This window comes from Caballeronia sp. KNU42 (assembly GCF_053760385.1).
Genome location: NZ_CM132390.1, coordinates 417,823 through 434,343, shown reverse-complemented (window position 1 = coordinate 434,343; position 16,521 = coordinate 417,823). Strand labels below are relative to the sequence as shown.

11 protein-coding genes are annotated in these 16,521 nt (G+C 62.0%); 6 read left to right on the top strand and 5 right to left on the bottom strand.

Going from position 1 to position 16,521, the window contains the following annotated elements; genetic code table 11:
• Window positions 1-40 precede the first annotated feature (40 nt).
• Window positions 41-1,102, bottom strand: coding sequence for a TAXI family TRAP transporter solute-binding subunit (locus ACSOSP_RS33310; RefSeq protein ID WP_455315405.1), 1,062 nt, complete (start codon window positions 1,100-1,102; stop codon window positions 41-43).
• Window positions 1,103-1,270: 168 nt separating this feature from the next.
• Window positions 1,271-2,971, bottom strand: a complete 1,701-nt coding sequence (locus ACSOSP_RS33305; protein WP_455314918.1) for a hypothetical protein — start codon at window positions 2,969-2,971, stop codon at window positions 1,271-1,273.
• 561 nt (window positions 2,972-3,532) lie between these two features.
• Here ACSOSP_RS33305 and ACSOSP_RS33300 point away from each other — a divergent pair.
• Window positions 3,533-5,995 (top strand): putative bifunctional diguanylate cyclase/phosphodiesterase, encoded by a 2,463-nt coding sequence (locus ACSOSP_RS33300; protein WP_455314917.1) that lies wholly within the window; start codon window positions 3,533-3,535, stop codon window positions 5,993-5,995.
• A gap of 167 nt (window positions 5,996-6,162) precedes the next feature.
• Complete coding sequence (locus ACSOSP_RS33295; RefSeq protein WP_455314916.1) at window positions 6,163-6,744, top strand: TenA family transcriptional regulator; 582 nt, start codon at window positions 6,163-6,165, stop codon at window positions 6,742-6,744.
• 27 nt (window positions 6,745-6,771) lie between these two features.
• Here ACSOSP_RS33295 and ACSOSP_RS33290 read toward each other — a convergent pair whose 3' ends face one another.
• Window positions 6,772-8,355, bottom strand: coding sequence for an aldehyde dehydrogenase (NADP(+)) (locus ACSOSP_RS33290; RefSeq protein ID WP_455314915.1), 1,584 nt, complete (start codon window positions 8,353-8,355; stop codon window positions 6,772-6,774).
• Between the two features lie 43 nt (window positions 8,356-8,398).
• Window positions 8,399-9,319, bottom strand: coding sequence for a dihydrodipicolinate synthase family protein (locus ACSOSP_RS33285; RefSeq protein WP_455314914.1), 921 nt, complete (start codon window positions 9,317-9,319; stop codon window positions 8,399-8,401).
• Window positions 9,320-9,426: 107 nt separating this feature from the next.
• On the opposite strand from ACSOSP_RS33285, the gene ACSOSP_RS33280 reads away from it, so the two are divergent.
• Together ACSOSP_RS33280 and ACSOSP_RS33275 are read left to right on the top strand one after the other, a co-directional pair.
• Window positions 9,427-10,386, top strand: coding sequence for a LysR family transcriptional regulator (locus tag ACSOSP_RS33280; protein WP_455314913.1), 960 nt, complete (start codon window positions 9,427-9,429; stop codon window positions 10,384-10,386).
• A 173-nt stretch (window positions 10,387-10,559) separates the two neighbouring features.
• Complete coding sequence (locus ACSOSP_RS33275) at window positions 10,560-11,792, top strand: sensor histidine kinase (protein WP_455314912.1); 1,233 nt, start codon at window positions 10,560-10,562, stop codon at window positions 11,790-11,792.
• A gap of 27 nt (window positions 11,793-11,819) precedes the next feature.
• Here the strand turns inward: ACSOSP_RS33275 and dinB are convergent, their stop codons facing one another.
• Window positions 11,820-12,977 (bottom strand): DNA polymerase IV, encoded by a 1,158-nt coding sequence (gene dinB, locus ACSOSP_RS33270; RefSeq protein ID WP_455314911.1) that lies wholly within the window; start codon window positions 12,975-12,977, stop codon window positions 11,820-11,822.
• A 283-nt stretch (window positions 12,978-13,260) separates the two neighbouring features.
• Between dinB and ACSOSP_RS33265 the strand changes: the two genes are divergently transcribed.
• Together ACSOSP_RS33265 and ACSOSP_RS33260 are read left to right on the top strand one after the other, a co-directional pair.
• Complete coding sequence (locus tag ACSOSP_RS33265; protein WP_455314910.1) at window positions 13,261-14,256, top strand: NADPH:quinone reductase; 996 nt, start codon at window positions 13,261-13,263, stop codon at window positions 14,254-14,256.
• A gap of 492 nt (window positions 14,257-14,748) precedes the next feature.
• Window positions 14,749-16,506 (top strand): GMC family oxidoreductase, encoded by a 1,758-nt coding sequence (locus tag ACSOSP_RS33260; protein WP_455314909.1) that lies wholly within the window; start codon window positions 14,749-14,751, stop codon window positions 16,504-16,506.
• The last annotated feature ends 15 nt before the right edge of the window (window positions 16,507-16,521 follow it).

Genomic DNA, 16,521 nt, shown 5'->3' with positions numbered 1-16,521 from the left:
GTTCGGCAACCCCGGCTTACCTGCCGCCGCCAAACCTGCATCATTCGTTATTGCACAGCATCAACACCTTCTCGGCATCGGAGCATGGGCGTTTCGGTGCGTGCGGCGTCACGGGCGCCGCCGTGTCGCTTCCCGTAGACGCCATCTTGCGGATGCATGCGCGCAAGCGCTTTTCTGTTGGCGGATAGTATTTCCAGCCGCGAGTGAGCGGCGGCAATTCCATCTTCACCTGCTTCCATTTCGGATGGCCGTTGGCCTGCAGCTCATCGAAGTGCGCGCAGAGCGAGTCGGCGAATTGCGTCATCGCCCCGACGGTGCCGCGCAGGTTGTAATCGTAGGTGACGAGAAACGCCTTCACGGTAAGCGTCGGCGAGTCTTCCTTGATCCAGTTCGGATAACTGGATGTACGGATGGTGGCTGCGAAATAGGTCTGCTCGGCACGCGTTGTTTCCGGCACTGAAGGATCGAGCTTGAGCAGCTTGAGCTGGCCCAGCAGGTCCGTGTTCAGGTCCTGAAACAGCTTGGCCGGCTGTCCCACCACGATGATCGCTACATCCAGTTTCCGCACGATCAATTTCGCGAGCGCTTCCTCGTTGCTGTAGTGCTGCATGTTCTGGTCGGGGATCGGTTCGTTGAACATCAGCTTGTAAAGCGTGGTCGCGGATTGCGCCGTGCCGCTGCCGATCAGCCCGACACTGATGTTCTTGTCCTTGATCTCATGAATGTAGTTCAGCGGCGAATCAGATCGTACAACGAAGTAAATCTCTTCGTTATACAAGGGCATGATGAGCCGCAGCGGCTGGATGATCTTGCCTGCTTCCGCGTTGCCGGCTTTCGCCATATCGAGGTAAGCCTGGTACACGTCCGACTGCACGAGCGCGAATTTCACGCCCGGCTCGTAACGCATGCGCTGCACGTTTTCGGCGGAGCCTTTTGATGCGAGCACATCGAGGTTCATGCCTATCGGATCGGCAACTACCTTCGCCAGGTCCTGGCCTATCTGGATGTAAGTGCCGCGCTCCGGCCCGGTGACGATCTTGTAGTCGGCTTGCGCATGGGCCTCCGCAACGAGGCCCGCGAGCCCGAAGAGGGCGAGCAGCATGAGAAAAATCTTGTGCATGATGTCGTTTGAGTCGTTCTAATGTGTTGGCCAACTTTCATTACACGGATAGACCACGGTGGCCTGCGTCTCCCGGCGCGGCCTTCAATCTCCTCAAAGTCTCCTGTTTCGTATCTCCTGTTTCGTATCTCGTGCCTCCCGCCCTTGCTTCTACTGCGGCGTCGAGCGTTGCGCCGATGACGGCTTCTTGCTCCATCCCGACTCCAGGATCGCGCGTTCTTCATCGTCGGGATTGGCCGCATTGAAGGCGGGCGCATGCGGTTGCGCCGCACTGGCCGCGTTGTCTCCCGACGCGGGCGTGCGACGGACGGTGGGTGACGGTTGACGAGTCATGCTTTGCACGCTTGCCGGTGGACCGTTTGCCGCCACCCGTGGCGGCACAACGCCCGCCCGCACCGGGACGGCTTCGCTGACCGGCGCGAGTGGCCGTGTCACCGCCGGCGGCGAGGCAGTATCGCCTGGAGCCTGGGCAGCCGCCGCCGCGCTGCGTACCGGCGCCGTGGCGGGCATCAAATCGGGTCCGTCAGGCATGGGGACAAACGCGGGTGCTAGTGCACGAGGGGGCGCGGCCTGTTGCGGCGGCGGATACGGCGACGATGTGAGTTGAGCCTGCGAGCCCGTGCCTGGGCGCGCCGGTTCCGGAGCCGTCTGCGAGGCGGCAGGCGTGCGCATGGTCGTGGCGACTACGGGCGCGGCCGGCGTGACTGGCGCAACCGGCACGGGCGACCGGACAGGCGTGGGCACTCCCATTGCGGCGACGGCCCGTGCATGCTCGGCGGCCAAGACGGCTGCAGTGGGCCTATGGGTTGACGCGGGGGAACGCGTGGCCGCCACGCGCGGTGCGGGCGCCACCACGGGCGCTGGTGCGGCGGGCGCCACTGCAGCTGTCTGCGTCTTGTCGTGGGGGGTGGCATGCGCCGCTGTTGCCGCGGGCGCCGGTTTATTGAGCCAGCCCGAGCGCGAGATCGCGTGTTCGACGAACTTTTGTGCTTCGACATTGCCGGCATCGATCGCCAGCACGTCACGGGCGTTCTGAAGCACGCACAACCACGAGCCGGTCGCTTCGCAACCGCGTGCGACTTGCAGCATCTCGTCGCGCGTGTGTTCCAGGCCGGTGAGGTCCGCCAGGGTCCGCTGCGAATTGGAGCTGCCCAGTTGCGACGCCGGGATCTTCGAGAAGCGCTTGCGCGCCGTGGTCAGGTCGCCCCGCGCGATGGCGTCACGTGTGGCCAGCAGCAGGTTGTCGGCCGGATTGGCCAGCGCCGCTCTCGAGCGGCCGGCGGGTTCCGTGGGCAAGGTTTCGCGGGCGGCAACGGAGGGCGCCGCCGCCATTTGCGCCTGCCTGACGGCTGCCGCAGACCTGGCCAGGGCGTCGTCCGTCGGCGCCGGTGTGACCGCGGGCGCTGGCGCGCCTTGCGCGGGTTTCATATCGATGGCGCCATACGCGCTATGTTTGGCGGGCGGCTCGGAACGGGGCGTGTCGTCAGCGCTGCCGCCGTGCTGCGAATAGATGATGCCGCCGGCCACCAGGGCCACGGCCAGAGCGCCCAGCGTGACGATTTTCGACGTGTCCCAGCGCTGCTCTCCGGCGCCGGCCGGTTCAGACGCGTCGGCCGCGTCGGATATGCCCGGGTAGGGCGACGGGATGTTCAGGGCTTCGCGGCGCGCGCCGAAGGGCAGGCGCAGGCCTGTCGAGAGCGCGACGTTCTTCGCGACGGTCTGCGCGGCGCCGAAGCTCGGGCCATGATCGGCGCCGCACTGCGGACAGGTGTCGGCATCGCCCGGAATGTCGTTGCCGCAACGCTTGCAGGTCACGGTATCGCGGGATGTGGGAAAGAAGAGACGGGCCATGCCAGAAACCTCCCGGGACACAAGGTTGTCCTTCCCGCTCTCGTGTCCGGTTTAATCGGACAAAACGGTCACTCGTATGAACAAATGCTTCGGACTCCCTAGGCTGGACAGTCACCAAGGGAGCCAGAACCAATATGTGACATCTCCGAGGCGGCGTCAACACGCGCGTGAGCAGCCCTGCAACACCCGTGCCGCGCGACTCAAATGCCTGCTTTGGCCGCGCCGCTCAAGCTGCTGGCGAATGGGTAAAAAGCGCCTGCCGGTTTCGTCGGCAAGCGCCTAGGTTCTGTCCGAATATGGCGCTTCGCGGCAGGCCGAAACAGGCCCCGGCGCGTCCCGAAACAACAACCGGAGCCCATTATTTTCCGGTGTCGGCGCTGAAAAACACATTGCGTAATAAATTTGAGCCAGACTCGCAATTTGATAGGATGTAAGCGCGCCACGAGAGGCGGGGCGCAACACCCCGAAGGCGGTCAAAAATACAAATGACTCACCATCCAATGCTCGTCGCCCGACCCCGGCAATTCACCCCGGCATTGGACCTGGAGAAGGGACATACCGATGGACATGCCGTCTAAGGGCGAGAATGCGCAGCTCATACGGATCACCTGGCCGTTCCTGGTCGTCATTCTTGTCCTCGTTTCGCTCGCCATTTTCAGTATCGACATCATGTCGTCGGTGCGTGCATATATTGGCGGGGAAAGCATCTGGTCGAAGGGCCAGAAAGACGCGGCTTTCTATCTGAACCTGTACGCCGAAACCGGCTCCGAAAGCACCTACAAGCAATATCTGAGCGCCATGGACGGCCCGCGCAACCTGCGTACGGCCCGTCTGGCGCTCGACCAGAGCACGCCCGACCCGACTACCGCGCGCCGGGCGCTGATCGCAAGCGGCGTGCACCCCGACGACGTCGGCGACGTCATCTGGACCTTCAAGATGTTCCGCCACGTCAGTTATTTCAGCGACGCGGTCGGGTACTGGTCGCGCGGCGACGCCGAACTGGCGAAGCTGGAGCGGGTCGGCAACGAGTTGCATGCGCGGGTCGCGGGCGGCAGCCTGCCCTTGAGTCTAGTCAGTGCCTACAAATCGCAGATATCGGCGATCAACGCGACCATTGCGCCGCTGTCATGGGGTTTCTCGCAGGTATTGGGCACCGCATTCCGCAAGACTGCGTCGCTGTTGCTGACCGTCGACCTGGTCGCCGCGCTGCTGCTCGTGTGCCTTTCAACGGTGCATGTGCGGCGGCTGATCAGGCAGCGCGGGCACATTGAAGCAGCGCTCAAACAGAGCGAGGCGCGCGCCAAGGCGACGCTCGGTTCGATCGGCGAGGCGGTGATCGCGACGGGGCCGTCGGGGCATATCGAATTCATCAACCCGGCGGCCGAGCGGATCGCCGGATGTCTGGCGCACGACTGTCTCGGACGGCCGCTGGTCCAGACCTTCAGGCTGTTGCACGCCCACAGCCGCCAGCCGCTCGACCCGATCGAGGACGCCCGGGCGGGCGCCCGCGCGGACGGCGAAGCCGCGGAAATGCTGCTGCAGCGGCGTGACGGCGCCGAGATTCGCGTGCAGGCGGTGACGTCGCGGATCAACGCGGCCGGCGCAAGCGCCAACATGGCCGATGCGGAAGCCGGCTTCGTGCTGATCCTGCGCAACATGACCCGCGAGTACGAATATATCGAAAGTCTTGCCTGGCAAGCCACGCATGACGGGCTCACGGCGCTCGTCAACCGCGCCGAATTCGAGCGTCGTCTGCAACACGCGCTGGGTACGCGCTGGAGCGAGGTGGCGTCGTGGCTGCCGGCGGCGTCCGCTCTCCTGTTTCTCGATCTCGACCGCTTCAAGGTGGTCAACGACACCTGCGGCCACGCGGCCGGCGACGCCATGCTGCGTGAGGTCGCGTTGCGCTTCGAAACCAGCCTGCAACCGGACGACACGCTCGCGCGGCTGGGCGGCGACGAGTTCGGCGTGCTGCTGCAGGGTTACGATACCCCGGGCATCCAGGCGGTCGCGGAACGCCTGCGCGCGTGCCTGAACGACTTTGTCTTCCACTGGGAGGCGCAGCCGTTCACCACCAGCGTGAGCGTCGGCGTGGTCGACCTGCGCAACAAGGAAATGAGCGTGGAAGAGGCCATGCGGCTCGCCGATATCGCCTGCTACATGGCGAAGGAACGCGGTCGCGACCGGGTGCAGCTGGCCGACATGGGCGACCGCGAACTCGCGCGCCACGCGAGCGAAGTATCGTGGGGACGGCGTCTCAAGCAGGCGCTCGAACACAATCACTTCTGCCTCTACGTGCAGCCCATCGTGGCCGTGAGCGCCGATGGCTTGCCCGCCTCCACCGACGGGCAGCGCGCCGAACTGCTGCTGCGCATGCTCGACCCGGCCGTGCCCAACGGCGTGATCGCGCCGACCTTGTTCATTCCTGCCGCCGAGCGGTATGGGCTGATGACGGCTATCGACCGGTGGGTGATCCGCAATGCCTTCGACATGCTGTCAGGTATCCGTCATAAGCGGTTCAAGGAATATGCGATCAACCTGTCGGGCGCCTCGGTGGGCGACGAACGTTTCCTCGGTTTCGTGCGCGAGCAATTCCAGCGCACGGGCGTCTCTCCTGGCATGATCTGCTTCGAAATTACGGAGACCACAGCGATTGCCAACCTGGCGTCGGCGGCGCGGTTCATGCGCGAGCTGAATGCGCTCGGCTGTCATTTCGCACTCGATGACTTCGGCGCGGGCATGTCGTCGTTCGGCTACCTGAAGCATTTGCCGGTGGAGTACTTGAAGATCGACGGCAGTTTCGTGACCGACATGGTGCACGATCCGGTGAGCCGCGAGATGGTCGCGGCCATCAACGAGATGGGCCATTCGATGAAATGCCGGACCATCGCGGAATATGTGGAAAGCGAAGGCATCCTGCGCGCGCTGCATGCGCTCGGGGTGGATTATGCGCAAGGGTATTACATAGGACGGCCAATGCTTTGGACAGAGCCGGCTGTTCTGACATTAGCTAAGGAGGCGTAATGGGAAGTGTGGGGGGTGGGTTTATCAGAGAGGGCGACCTCAAGAACATAGCAAGCTACCCACTTTGGTTGCACGAAGTTTTGTTGGAGACCGGCGCGGCAAAAAGCCGTGTGATATCTCATCCGTTGTTTCGGGCCTTGCGGGATGGCGAGCTTGGCGCGCACGAGATGCGTGCGTTCCTGATCAACGGCTGGCCGGTAATCAATCAGTTTCCGCAGTACATGGGCATGAACCTGCAGAAGATCGGACCCGAAGAAACGCCGGGCTCGCGCATGGCGCGGCGCTATCTCACGCGCAATATCCGTGTCGAACAGAATCACGCCGACTATTGGGTCGACTGGGCCGCGGCCCACGACGTTTCGCGCGAGGATCTGCAAGCAGGCGACGCTCCACCGCTAGCATTTGCATTGAGCCATTGGTGCTGGAAAAGCAGCAATGCAGACCCGCTGCATGCGTCGATGGCGGCGACCAATTTCGCCGTTGAAGGCGTGACCGGAGAATGGTCGACGCTCCTCTGCAGCCGCGACACGCTCGCGCTCAGCTACCCTGAACCGATCCGCAAGAAGACCATGCGCTGGCTGAGGCTGCACGCGCATTACGACGATGCGCATCCGTGGGAAGCGCTCGATATAGTCGCCACGTTGCTGGGCCGCGCGCCGCGCATGGCTGACATCCGTGAAGTCAAACGCAGCATCCAGCGCAGCTATGAATACTTCGAGGTCAGCCTGAACTGCTGCCTCGAAGTGTGATTGGCTGCCGCGCTTAACTTCCCCTTGCTACTTCGATAACTGCAGCTTGCCGTCCAGCCGCCGGTTCAAACCGAGCGGATTGGCGGTTTTCAACGCGTCCGGCAGCAGGGCTTCGGGCAGGTCCTGGTAGCTGACGGGGCGCAGGAACCGGTCGATGGCGAGACTGCCTACGGACGTTGACCGGCCGTCGGCGGTGGAGGGGAAAGGGCCGCCGTGGACCATGGCATGTCCGACTTCGACGCCCGTACCGAAACCATTCACGAGAATCCGTCCGGTGCGGCGTTCCAGCGCCGGCAGGAAACGGCGGGCATCGTCGTAATCGGCTTCGTCGATGTGCAGCGCCGCCGTCAACTGGCCTTCCAACTGCTCGACCAACTCGAGCACGGTGGCGAGATCCGGGCATCGCACGATCAGTGAAGCCGCGCCGAAAATCTCCTCATGCAACTCCGGATTCGCGCGGAACGCGGCCGCTGTAGTCGAAAACAACGCTGCTTGCCCTTGCGTCGACCCCTTCGCCGCACAGCCCCGTGCGAGCGTCTTGACCTCACCATGCTCTGCTGTTTTGCTCACAGCCGATTCGTAAGCCTTGTGAATGCCGGGCGTCAGCATCGTGGCGGCCGGTGTTTCGCTCAGGGCGGCAGCGGTTGCTTCGATGAACGCATCGAGCTCTGGACCGTCGATGGCGAGGACCAGACCGGGGTTCGTACAGAATTGGCCGGCGCCGAGCGCCAGCGAGCCGGCGAACGCCTTGCCGATCGCCGCGCCGCGATTTTTCAGCGCGTGCGGGAACAGCAAGACCGGGTTGATGCTGCTCATTTCGGCATAGACGGGAATCGGTTCGCGACGGGCTGCCGCGAGCTTCATCAGCGCTGTGCCGCCGCCGCGCGAGCCGGTGAACCCGACCGCCTTGATGCGGCGATCCGAGACGAGGCCCTGGCCGACGTCGCGGCCGCTATCGAAGAGCAGGGAGAACGTGCCTTCCGGCAAACCGCAATCCGCGACCGCTTTCTGCACGGCGCGTCCGACCAGCGCCGACGTCCCCGGATGCGCCGAGTGCGCCTTCGCGATCACCGGGCAACCGGCGGCCAGGGCGGAAGCTGTGTCACCGCCCGCTACCGAGAACGCCAGCGGGAAGTTGCTCGCGCCGAACACGGCAACAGGGCCGACGGGCACATAACGCAGCCGCAGGTCGACGCGCGGCAGTGGCTTGCGCTCAGGTTGCGCCGGGTCGATACGCACGCCCAGGAAATCGCCTTCACGCACGACGGCCGCGAACATGCGCAACTGGCCGACAGTGCGGCCGCGTTCGCCTTCAACACGCCCACGCGGCAGGCCGCTTTCGGCCACGCAGCGCTCGATCAGGACATCGCCGATATCGAGGATGTTCTGCGCGATCGTTTCGAGAAACCTGGCGCGGGTTTCGAGCGGCAGTTCGCGATAGATATCGGATGCTTGCCATGCGAGCGCGCAAGCTTGTTCCAGTTGGTCGAGCGAAGCGCCGCCGAAGGCGGGCGCGAGCGGTTCGCCCGTGGCGGCATTGATGCCTTTGATCGAGCCATTCGTGCCGTGAATGGTCTGTTTGCCGATCAGCAGATCGCTGGAAATTTCCATGATGGTTCGAATCCTGTTGATGTAATTAAGCGTGCGGATTGCCTTACTTGCCCCAGCTCAGCACGAGCGGATCGAGGCGGCGAGCGACTTTCAAGAGGCCGGCGCGAGTCGATGGATGCATCGCGGCGAACGGGTGGCGCGTGGCGTCGGAGTGGATCAGGCCGCCTTCCATCATGAGCGCTTTGCAGGCGGCGAGTCCGCATTGGCGGTTCTCGTAGTTGATCAGCGGCAGCCATTGCTCATACAGCTTGGCGGCGCCTTCCGTGTCGCCGGAGGTGTAGGCATCGACGATCTTGCGAATCCCGTCCGGATAACCGCCGCCGGTCATTGCGCCGGTTGCGCCGGCATCGAAATCCGGAATCAGCGTGATGGCTTCCTCGCCATCCCATGGGCCGACGATTGCGTCGCCGCCCAGTTCGATCAGTTCGCGCAGCTTCGATGCAGCTTGTGCCGTTTCGATCTTGAAGTACGACACGTTCGCGATTTCCTTCGCAAGCTTCGCCAAAAACGATGCCGACAGCGGCGTGCCGGCGACCGGTGCGTCCTGGATCATGATCGGGATGTCGATGGCGTCGGACACGCGGCTGAAGAATTCCTGGATCCCGCGTTCGCCTACGCGGATGGTCGCGCCGTGATACGGCGGCATGACCATGACCATCGCGGCGCCTGCGTCTTGCGCGGCGCGGCTGCGGGCGGCGCAGACGTCGCTGCTGAAGTGCGTGGTGGTGACGATCACGGGCACGCGGCCGGCCACGTGTTCCAGCACGGCTTTTTGCACCTCGGAGCGTTCGTCGTCGGTGAGCGCGAATTGTTCGGAGAAATTGGCGAGGATGCACAGGCCATGCGATCCGGCGTCGATCATGAAGTCGATCGCGCGTCGCTGGCCGTCGAGGTCGAGGCGGCCGGAGGCGTCGAAGACGGTCGGGGCGACCGGGAACACGCCGCGGTAGGGCTGAGTTGGCATTGCAAGTCTCCATTGTGATTGGAGGAACTATAGGTGCTGGTTGAAGGCGCTGTATAGTGAAACCTTTCCATCTGGTGATCGCTTTTGCGACTCACTCCGATCGCGCCATGAAATCCACGCTGGATGTATTAATGGGCCGCTTGCGCATGAAGCAGTTGCAGCTGCTGATTGCGCTCGATGACCACAAGTCGTTGCATAAGGCGTCGAGCGCGATGTCGATGACGCAATCGGCCGCGAGCAAGGCGCTGGCCGAACTGGAGTCGATGCTGGAGGCGCCGCTCTTCGAGCGCGCGAAGAAGGGGCTGGTGCCGAACCAGTTCGGTTTTTGCGTCATCCGCTATGCGCGGCTGCTGGCGGCGGACCTGACGTCGCTGTGTCAGGAAGTCGCCGATATTCGCTCGGGCACCGGCGGCCGTCTGGCAGTGGGGGCGATCATGGGCTCGGTGCCGGATCTGGTCGTGCCGATCCTGAACGAGCTGCAGGTGCGCAATCCAGGTTTATCGATTGAAATCGTGGAGGACACGAGCGCGCGGATGCTGGCGCTGCTCGACGAAGGGCGGCTGGACCTGGTGGTCGGCCGCTCGATCGTCAGCGATGAACCTTCCCGATACCTCTATCAGCCGCTTGGCGATGAGCCTTTGTCGGTGGTGGTGGGCTACGATCATCCGCCGTTTGCATCCGGCGAGCTGACGTTTGCCGACCTGGGCGGGCATCGATGGGTCACTTACCCCAGCGCCATGCCCATGCAGGCGCTGTTGCAGCGTGAGATGGATCTGGCCGGGGCGCAGGTGCCGGTGAGCGCGATCTCGACGGCGTCGACGTTCGTGACGGTCGCGCTGCTGCAATGTAGCGCCGACCTGGTGTCGGTGCTGCCCGCGGGCGTGGCCAGGCTGTTTTGTAAGCATCGCATGCTGCGCGCGCTGCCGATCGGCTTCAAGTCGAAGTCGCAGACGTTCGGGATCGTGACGCGCAAGGTGGGCGTGCTGTCGCCGTCGGCGCGCCAGTTTGTGGAGCGCCTGATGGACGCAAGCACGTCGATATCGTTGACGGCCTCAAGCGGCGACTGACCTCGGCCGGGCGTTGGCGCGAAATCCGTTTCTCCCCATTGTGTCGTCTTATACTTTACTCACTCGCGTCCATTACCCGGACCGGGCGTTCCGGCGGCGCCATCCACCCACGCGCCGGCGTTAGCATGACTCCAGGCGCCGACCCCGCGCGCTTCAGCTTACGGAATTCGGGCATGAGCCAACTCGCCACCGGCGCCTTGAATAGCCTCGCCACCGCCTTGCGTGGACAGGAGAAACAGCTCACCGAACGCTGGATGCAGCTCGTCTTTGGCGACGCCGAGGTGGAGCATTCCGACGATCTCACCTACCGGCAGCTTGCCGACCATATCCCGCGCATTTTCGATGAAATCTGTCTGGTGCTCGAATCGCAGGATATGGATACGCAGGAACAGGCAATCGAGCACGACGCACGCGAGCACGGAAAATGGCGCTGGCAGCAAGGCTACCGTATCGATGAACTGGTTCGTGAGCTCGACCTCTTGCGTCAGGTCCTGCTCGCGGCCATTGGCGATTACGCGCATGGGCATCCCTCGTTTGACCGCAAGCGCGAGGAACGGGCGCGCCTGATCGCCGATCAGACGCTCAGTTTCGTGACGCTCACGTCCGTTCGCGAGGCAGTGGGCGAACGCGACCGGAAACTCGATGAATACACCGGCATGCTGGAGCGCGCGAATCACGAACTGATCCTGCGGCAAAAGTTGATCAGCGACCTTTACGAAACCCGCATGCAGGTCGCCCGGCGTGTGGCGCACGATCTGCGCAACTTCCTGAACGTATTCGCCACCGCGCTGCAACTGATTGGCCGCTCACAGGCGAAAAACGACCGGGCGATCGCGCTTGCGAAACGGCAGGTCGCGGACATGGCCACGCTCGTCGATGAAATGGGCGAATACTCGAAAGTCCTTGGCGACGATTCCATCCTGACAGTCGAGCGTCTCGACCTGACCGAGCTCTTCGACGAACTCATGCTGCTCTGCCATGCATCGGCCCACGCGAAGGGTCTGACGCTCAAGGGGCGTGTTGATCCGGCGTTGAGCACCGTCACGTCCAACCGGCTGAAGATGAAGCAGATCGCGCTGAACCTGCTGTCCAACGCAATCAAATACACGACGACCGGCGAGGTGGAACTGGCGATGGTCACGTCGGGCGCGACACACTGGACGCTGCGCGTGTCGGATACGGGAATGGGGATCAGCGAAGAGGATCGCGAACGGGTATTCGAGGAGTTCGAACGCGCGGCTTCCGATGAGATTCCCGGCACCGGCCTGGGGCTGGCGATCGTGAAGGAACTCGCGCGCGAACTGCACGGCGTAATCCGCTTCGAATCGTACAAGGGCCGCGGCAGCGTGTTCGAAGTGCGTTTTCCGCAAGTGCTTGAAATCGATGGCGGGGCTAAGGGGGGTTGAGGTCGAGCGGGTAGCTGATGCGTGTGGCTAATCGGCCGCGAACGGCAATTCACCCTGAACCGATAGCGGCTCGGCGACATACGATCCTGCCGGCAGTAACGCCGTCACGCGTACCCCGAGCAAACGCAGCCGCCGGTCTAGCGGCACGCGCTTCAGGCACTCGGTTGCAGCGCGACGGATCTCCATGCCATCGGCCGTTGGAAACGGGACGGTCAGGTCACGGGTGACCGTGCTGAAGTCGTTGTAGCGCAGCTTGATGCCGACCGTGCGACCCTCGTACCCCTTGCGCCGCAGGTCATCGGCCACGCGCGTACAGAGGTCGGTAAATGCCGCCGAGAGTTCTGCCCGATCGTGGCGTACATGCAGGTCGCGCTCGAAGGTGGTTTCGCGGCTCATCGACTTCGGCTCGGAGCTGACCACGACGGGACGTTCGTCGAACCCCTGCGCCACTTCCAGAAGCCATGCCGAGTAAGTCCGGCCAAAACGGGCCTGCAGGATCTCGGGGTCCGCGCGCGCCAGGTCACCGACGGTCTCAATACCGATAGCCGCCAGTTTTTCATTCGCCTTCGGCCCGATGCCGTTCACCTTGCGCACCGGGAGCGGCCAGATTCGCAACGGGATGTCGGCGGGGGTGAGAATGGTCAGGCCGTCGGGCTTATCCAGTTCCGAGCCGATTTTTGCGAGCAGCTTGTTCGGCGCGACGCTGATCGAACATGAGAGCGCGGTCGCGTCGCGCACGGCCTGCTTGATGCGTGCGGCGGTCTCGGCAGGGTCGCCCGGCAGGTCCGTCAGGTCGATGTAGATTTCATCGATACCGCGGTTCTCGATCTGCGTGGTGAACGTGGCCACTGCCTCCTTGAAGAGGCGCGAGTAGTGCCGGTACGAATCGAAGTCGGTGGGCAGCAGGATGGCGTCCGGCGCGAGCTGCGCGGCTTTCATCATGCCCATGGCGGAAAACACACCGAACGCGCGCGCTTCGTAGGTCGAGGTGGTGACAACGCCGCGGCCTACGTAGTCGCGCAGGCGCTTGAAGCGCCGGGTGCCGTCAGGCAGTGTTTCAGGCGTGGCGTTCCTGCCGCCGCCGATCACCACCGGCTGGCCGCGCAGTTCCGGGTACCGCAGCAGTTCGACTGACGCATAGAAGGCGTCCATGTCCAGATGCGCGATGTACCGCGTGGCTGTCATTGCTGCGCTCCAGCACGCAAGCGGGTCAGCGCGATTGACACGTTAACACCGCGTGTGCCGACTTTTCCATTGGGAACGGACATGACCTGAATAGCTGTATGGATGTACAGTATTTTACATCAAAAGTGCGGTGGAATGGCGCCATTAAGCGTCGTCGCGATTGTGATTGTCGTCCCAAACAAGAAACTGTCTGCGGAATTCAAGAGGTTTTACAAAAGATCTCTATCGACTATCTTTGACCGGTGAAAAGAAACGTCTTCGCAAATCGACTGAGGGTAATGCAATGAAAGCAGCGTGGTATGAGCAAAACGGGGGTGCAAGCCAGGTACTGAGAGTGGGCACACTCTCAGATCCAGTACTGTCGGCCGGCGAAGTTCTTATCAAGCTCTATGCTTCGGGAGTCAATCCCTCCGACGTTAAAAGTCGGGCGGGCCGGCCATTGATCGCTCCACGAATTACCCCGCATAGCGACGGAGCCGGGGTAGTCGTAGGCGTGGGCGCCGGCGTGGCAGATACGCGCGTCGGCGAGCGTGTCTGGATCTGGAATGGTCAATGGAAACGTTCTGGCGGTACGGCAGCGGAATTCATCAGTCTTCCTACTGAACAAGCCATCACGTTACCAAAGAACACGACGTTCGATGAAGGCGCATGCCTGGGAATTCCCGCTTTGACGGCTTTGCGCGCTATGACAATTGATGGCTCTGTTTTGGGACAAACAGTGCTTGTAAGCGGCGGTGCTGGGGCAGTAGGAGCATACGCAATTCAGTTCGCGCGCTTGCTAGGAGCGGCGTGCATCATCGCCACAGTCAGTTCAGCCGAAAAAGCCACTGCCGCGGCGGACATGGGTGCTGACCACGTCATCAACTACCGCGCCGAAAATGTGGCCGACCGGGTAAAGCAAATTACTGACGGCCGGGGAGCGAATCGGGTTATCGAAGTAGACGGGGCTGCAAACGCCGGAATGTTGCCAAGTCTTATTGCCAGGGGCGGTCTGTGCGTGATTTATGGCTCCGGGAAGTCTCAAGTGCCATTCGATTTCGGTCCGATGATTCAAATCGGCGCGGCTGCCCGTTTCTTTGTCGTGTACGAGCTGCCAAGTGCGGAGCGGACGGTGGCCATTCATGCACTTAATGCCTACCTTTCGCATGGAATGCTTAGGCATACCATCGCTGCGCGGTATCAACTTGACGACATCGCCAAGGCTCATGAGGCCGTTGAAAGCGGGAAGCTATTGGGCAACGCGGTAGTCGTTTTCGATACCCAGGACCTGAAGTCGTGAGGCATACATAGCGATTTTGGACAACGAGAAGCTTGCAAAGGCGTCAACCAGGCTTGACGTACGCAAAAGTCTGAATCCTCACGGCACTCCAATAAGAGAGGTGATTCAAGCCTTTGATGCGCTACGCCGATGATCGAATGTATCGCTGAGAGCGAACGCTGCGCTAAGCGACACGAAATGCAAATTCATCGCGCGCCACACTTACAGCCATGCTGTACGGGCGATGTGCCGCGCATCCGATCGCAAGGCCGCTTTGATCTCTCTTGCTACTGTACTCGCCCGCCCGGCGGTCAACATTGCGCCGCTGCCGGGCGGCGAGCGCGTCTGCCTGCCGAAGCTGAGTGACGCGCTGTTGTTCAGAGGTAGAAGCTGAGTTCACGGCTGACGCACTTATGCGTCACTGTGCGTCGATAAGCGCAGAAGCGCGAAATTGAAATAGGGTATTTGATTTGGAATACTCATTAGAATATAAAAAAATCCGTCTGCGGTCGGTTGACTCAAGTTCTGATTCCATTGGGCGTCTTTCCTGGACGATCGTACCCCGTTTGTCGCGATAAAAATCATGTCGGGGACCGTCTCTTTACAATCATCAGATACAACATGAATAAGCTTCGATCAGCGAGTGCAACTTATGTGATCGTAGGCGGGGGAACTTCAGGCTGCGTTGTCGCGTCTCGCCTCTCTGAAGACCCATCCGTGACGGTCATCCTTCTCGAAGAAGGTCCGAGAGACTCAAGCCCCTACATTCGCTTTCCCGGCACTTACTACAAGACCGCGCAAGGCGGTCTTCTTAAGCGATATCGTTGGGAGCCCGAAATTGGCTACGAGCGTGACGAGAACGACACGATGGCCCAAGCGAGTGTCCTCGGCGGCGGCAGCTCTGTCAATGGCATGGTATATGTGCGAGGCAACCGGCAAGACTACGACAGTTGGGAAGCCGCCGGTGCCCATGGATGGGCATTCCGCGACGTGCTCCCCTATTTTCTGCGCGCGGAAAGCAATGCCGATTTCGCAAACGAATACCACGGCACGCGCGGCTCCGTCGGTATCAGCTTCCCTGCGAGTGTTCATCCGTTAACGCGAAAATGGCTGCAAGCTTGCCAGCAGTCCGGCCTTCAGTATGTTCCTGACTTCAACGGTGGCGCGCAAGACGGCTGTGGGTTATATCAGGTCGCCGTCAAGGATGGGCTGCGCTCGAGTTCCGCAAGCGCCTATCTGCGGCCGGCGGAAAAGCGCGGAAACCTCACGGTGCTGGTCGGGGCGAAAGCGCTTCGAATCCTGGTAGATAAGGACCGGGCTGTGGGCGTTGAATACACTGTCGATGGTGAGAAAAAGCAGGTCTTCGCAGACAGTGAAGTCATCGTGTCGTCGGGGACTATCAATTCTCCCAAACTCCTGATGCTCTCAGGTATTGGTCATGCCGCGCTGTTGGAGCGGCATGACATCGAAGTGTATTCCGACCTTCCCGGCGTGGGCAAGAATCTCCAGGACCACCTTGAGATGTCGTTGGTCTATCAAATGAGAGCGGGCGCGGACAGCTACGACAAGTTCAAAAAGCTGCACTGGAAAGCGTGGGCTGCACTGCAGTATGCCGTCGCACGCAGTGGTCCCATCGCGTCCAACCTCATCGAAGGAGGGGCATTCTGTCGAGGGACGCAAACGGACCTGCCGCCTGACCTGCAGTATTTCTTTATTGTGGGCGCCGGCGTTGAGGAAGGCACGCAAAGCGTGCCGGGCGGAACTGGATGCACGCTGAACTTCGAGCATGTACAACCGCGTTCGCGAGGAGAGGTGTCGTTGCGCAGTGCGAACCCGGATGATCCACCCCGGATCGTGCCCAACTACATGGTAGAGCAATACGATGTCGAGCGGCTGGCCGAGGGGTTTCTCATTGGTCAGGAAATCATGAGCCAACCTGCAATACAACCGTACATCGACCGCGAGCACTATCCTGGCCGGCGGTTCACGAGTCGTGCGGAACTGGGCGAATATCTTCGAAAGAACGCGCGAGCGGCGCTTCACCCTGTCGGGACGTGTCGAATGGGCAGTGACCCACTCTGTGTAGTTGATCCCGAGCTACGGGTTCGAGGAATTGCGAATCTCAGAGTCGCCGATGCGTCGGTGATGCCCCGTATTCCGTCGGGCAATACGAACGCCGCTTGCACGATGATTGGCGAGAAGGCGTCTGACATCATCCGCGGTAAGCGGCGCGCCAGTCCAAAGTCGTTGCTGACCGAGAGCCAGGGCTAGTCGACGTGGCGCGAA

What these genes read in the sequence shown, in the direction of transcription:
- ACSOSP_RS33305 (WP_455314918.1), bottom strand. Translation starts at nt 2,971, where the DNA reads ATGGCCCGTCTCTTCTTTCCCACATCCCGCGATACCGTGACCTGCAAG.
- ACSOSP_RS33280 (WP_455314913.1), top strand. Translation starts at nt 9,427, where the DNA reads ATGAAATCCACGCTGGATGTATTAATGGGCCGCTTGCGCATGAAGCAG.
- ACSOSP_RS33275 (WP_455314912.1), top strand. Translation starts at nt 10,560, where the DNA reads ATGAGCCAACTCGCCACCGGCGCCTTGAATAGCCTCGCCACCGCCTTG.
- ACSOSP_RS33295 (WP_455314916.1), top strand. Translation starts at nt 6,163, where the DNA reads ATGCGTGCGTTCCTGATCAACGGCTGGCCGGTAATCAATCAGTTTCCG.
- ACSOSP_RS33300 (WP_455314917.1), top strand. Translation starts at nt 3,533, where the DNA reads ATGGACATGCCGTCTAAGGGCGAGAATGCGCAGCTCATACGGATCACC.
- ACSOSP_RS33290 (WP_455314915.1), bottom strand. Translation starts at nt 8,355, where the DNA reads ATGGAAATTTCCAGCGATCTGCTGATCGGCAAACAGACCATTCACGGC.
- ACSOSP_RS33265 (WP_455314910.1), top strand. Translation starts at nt 13,261, where the DNA reads ATGAAAGCAGCGTGGTATGAGCAAAACGGGGGTGCAAGCCAGGTACTG.
- dinB (WP_455314911.1), bottom strand. Translation starts at nt 12,977, where the DNA reads ATGACAGCCACGCGGTACATCGCGCATCTGGACATGGACGCCTTCTAT.
- ACSOSP_RS33285 (WP_455314914.1), bottom strand. Translation starts at nt 9,319, where the DNA reads ATGCCAACTCAGCCCTACCGCGGCGTGTTCCCGGTCGCCCCGACCGTC.
- ACSOSP_RS33310 (WP_455315405.1), bottom strand. Translation starts at nt 1,102, where the DNA reads ATGCTGCTCGCCCTCTTCGGGCTCGCGGGCCTCGTTGCGGAGGCCCAT.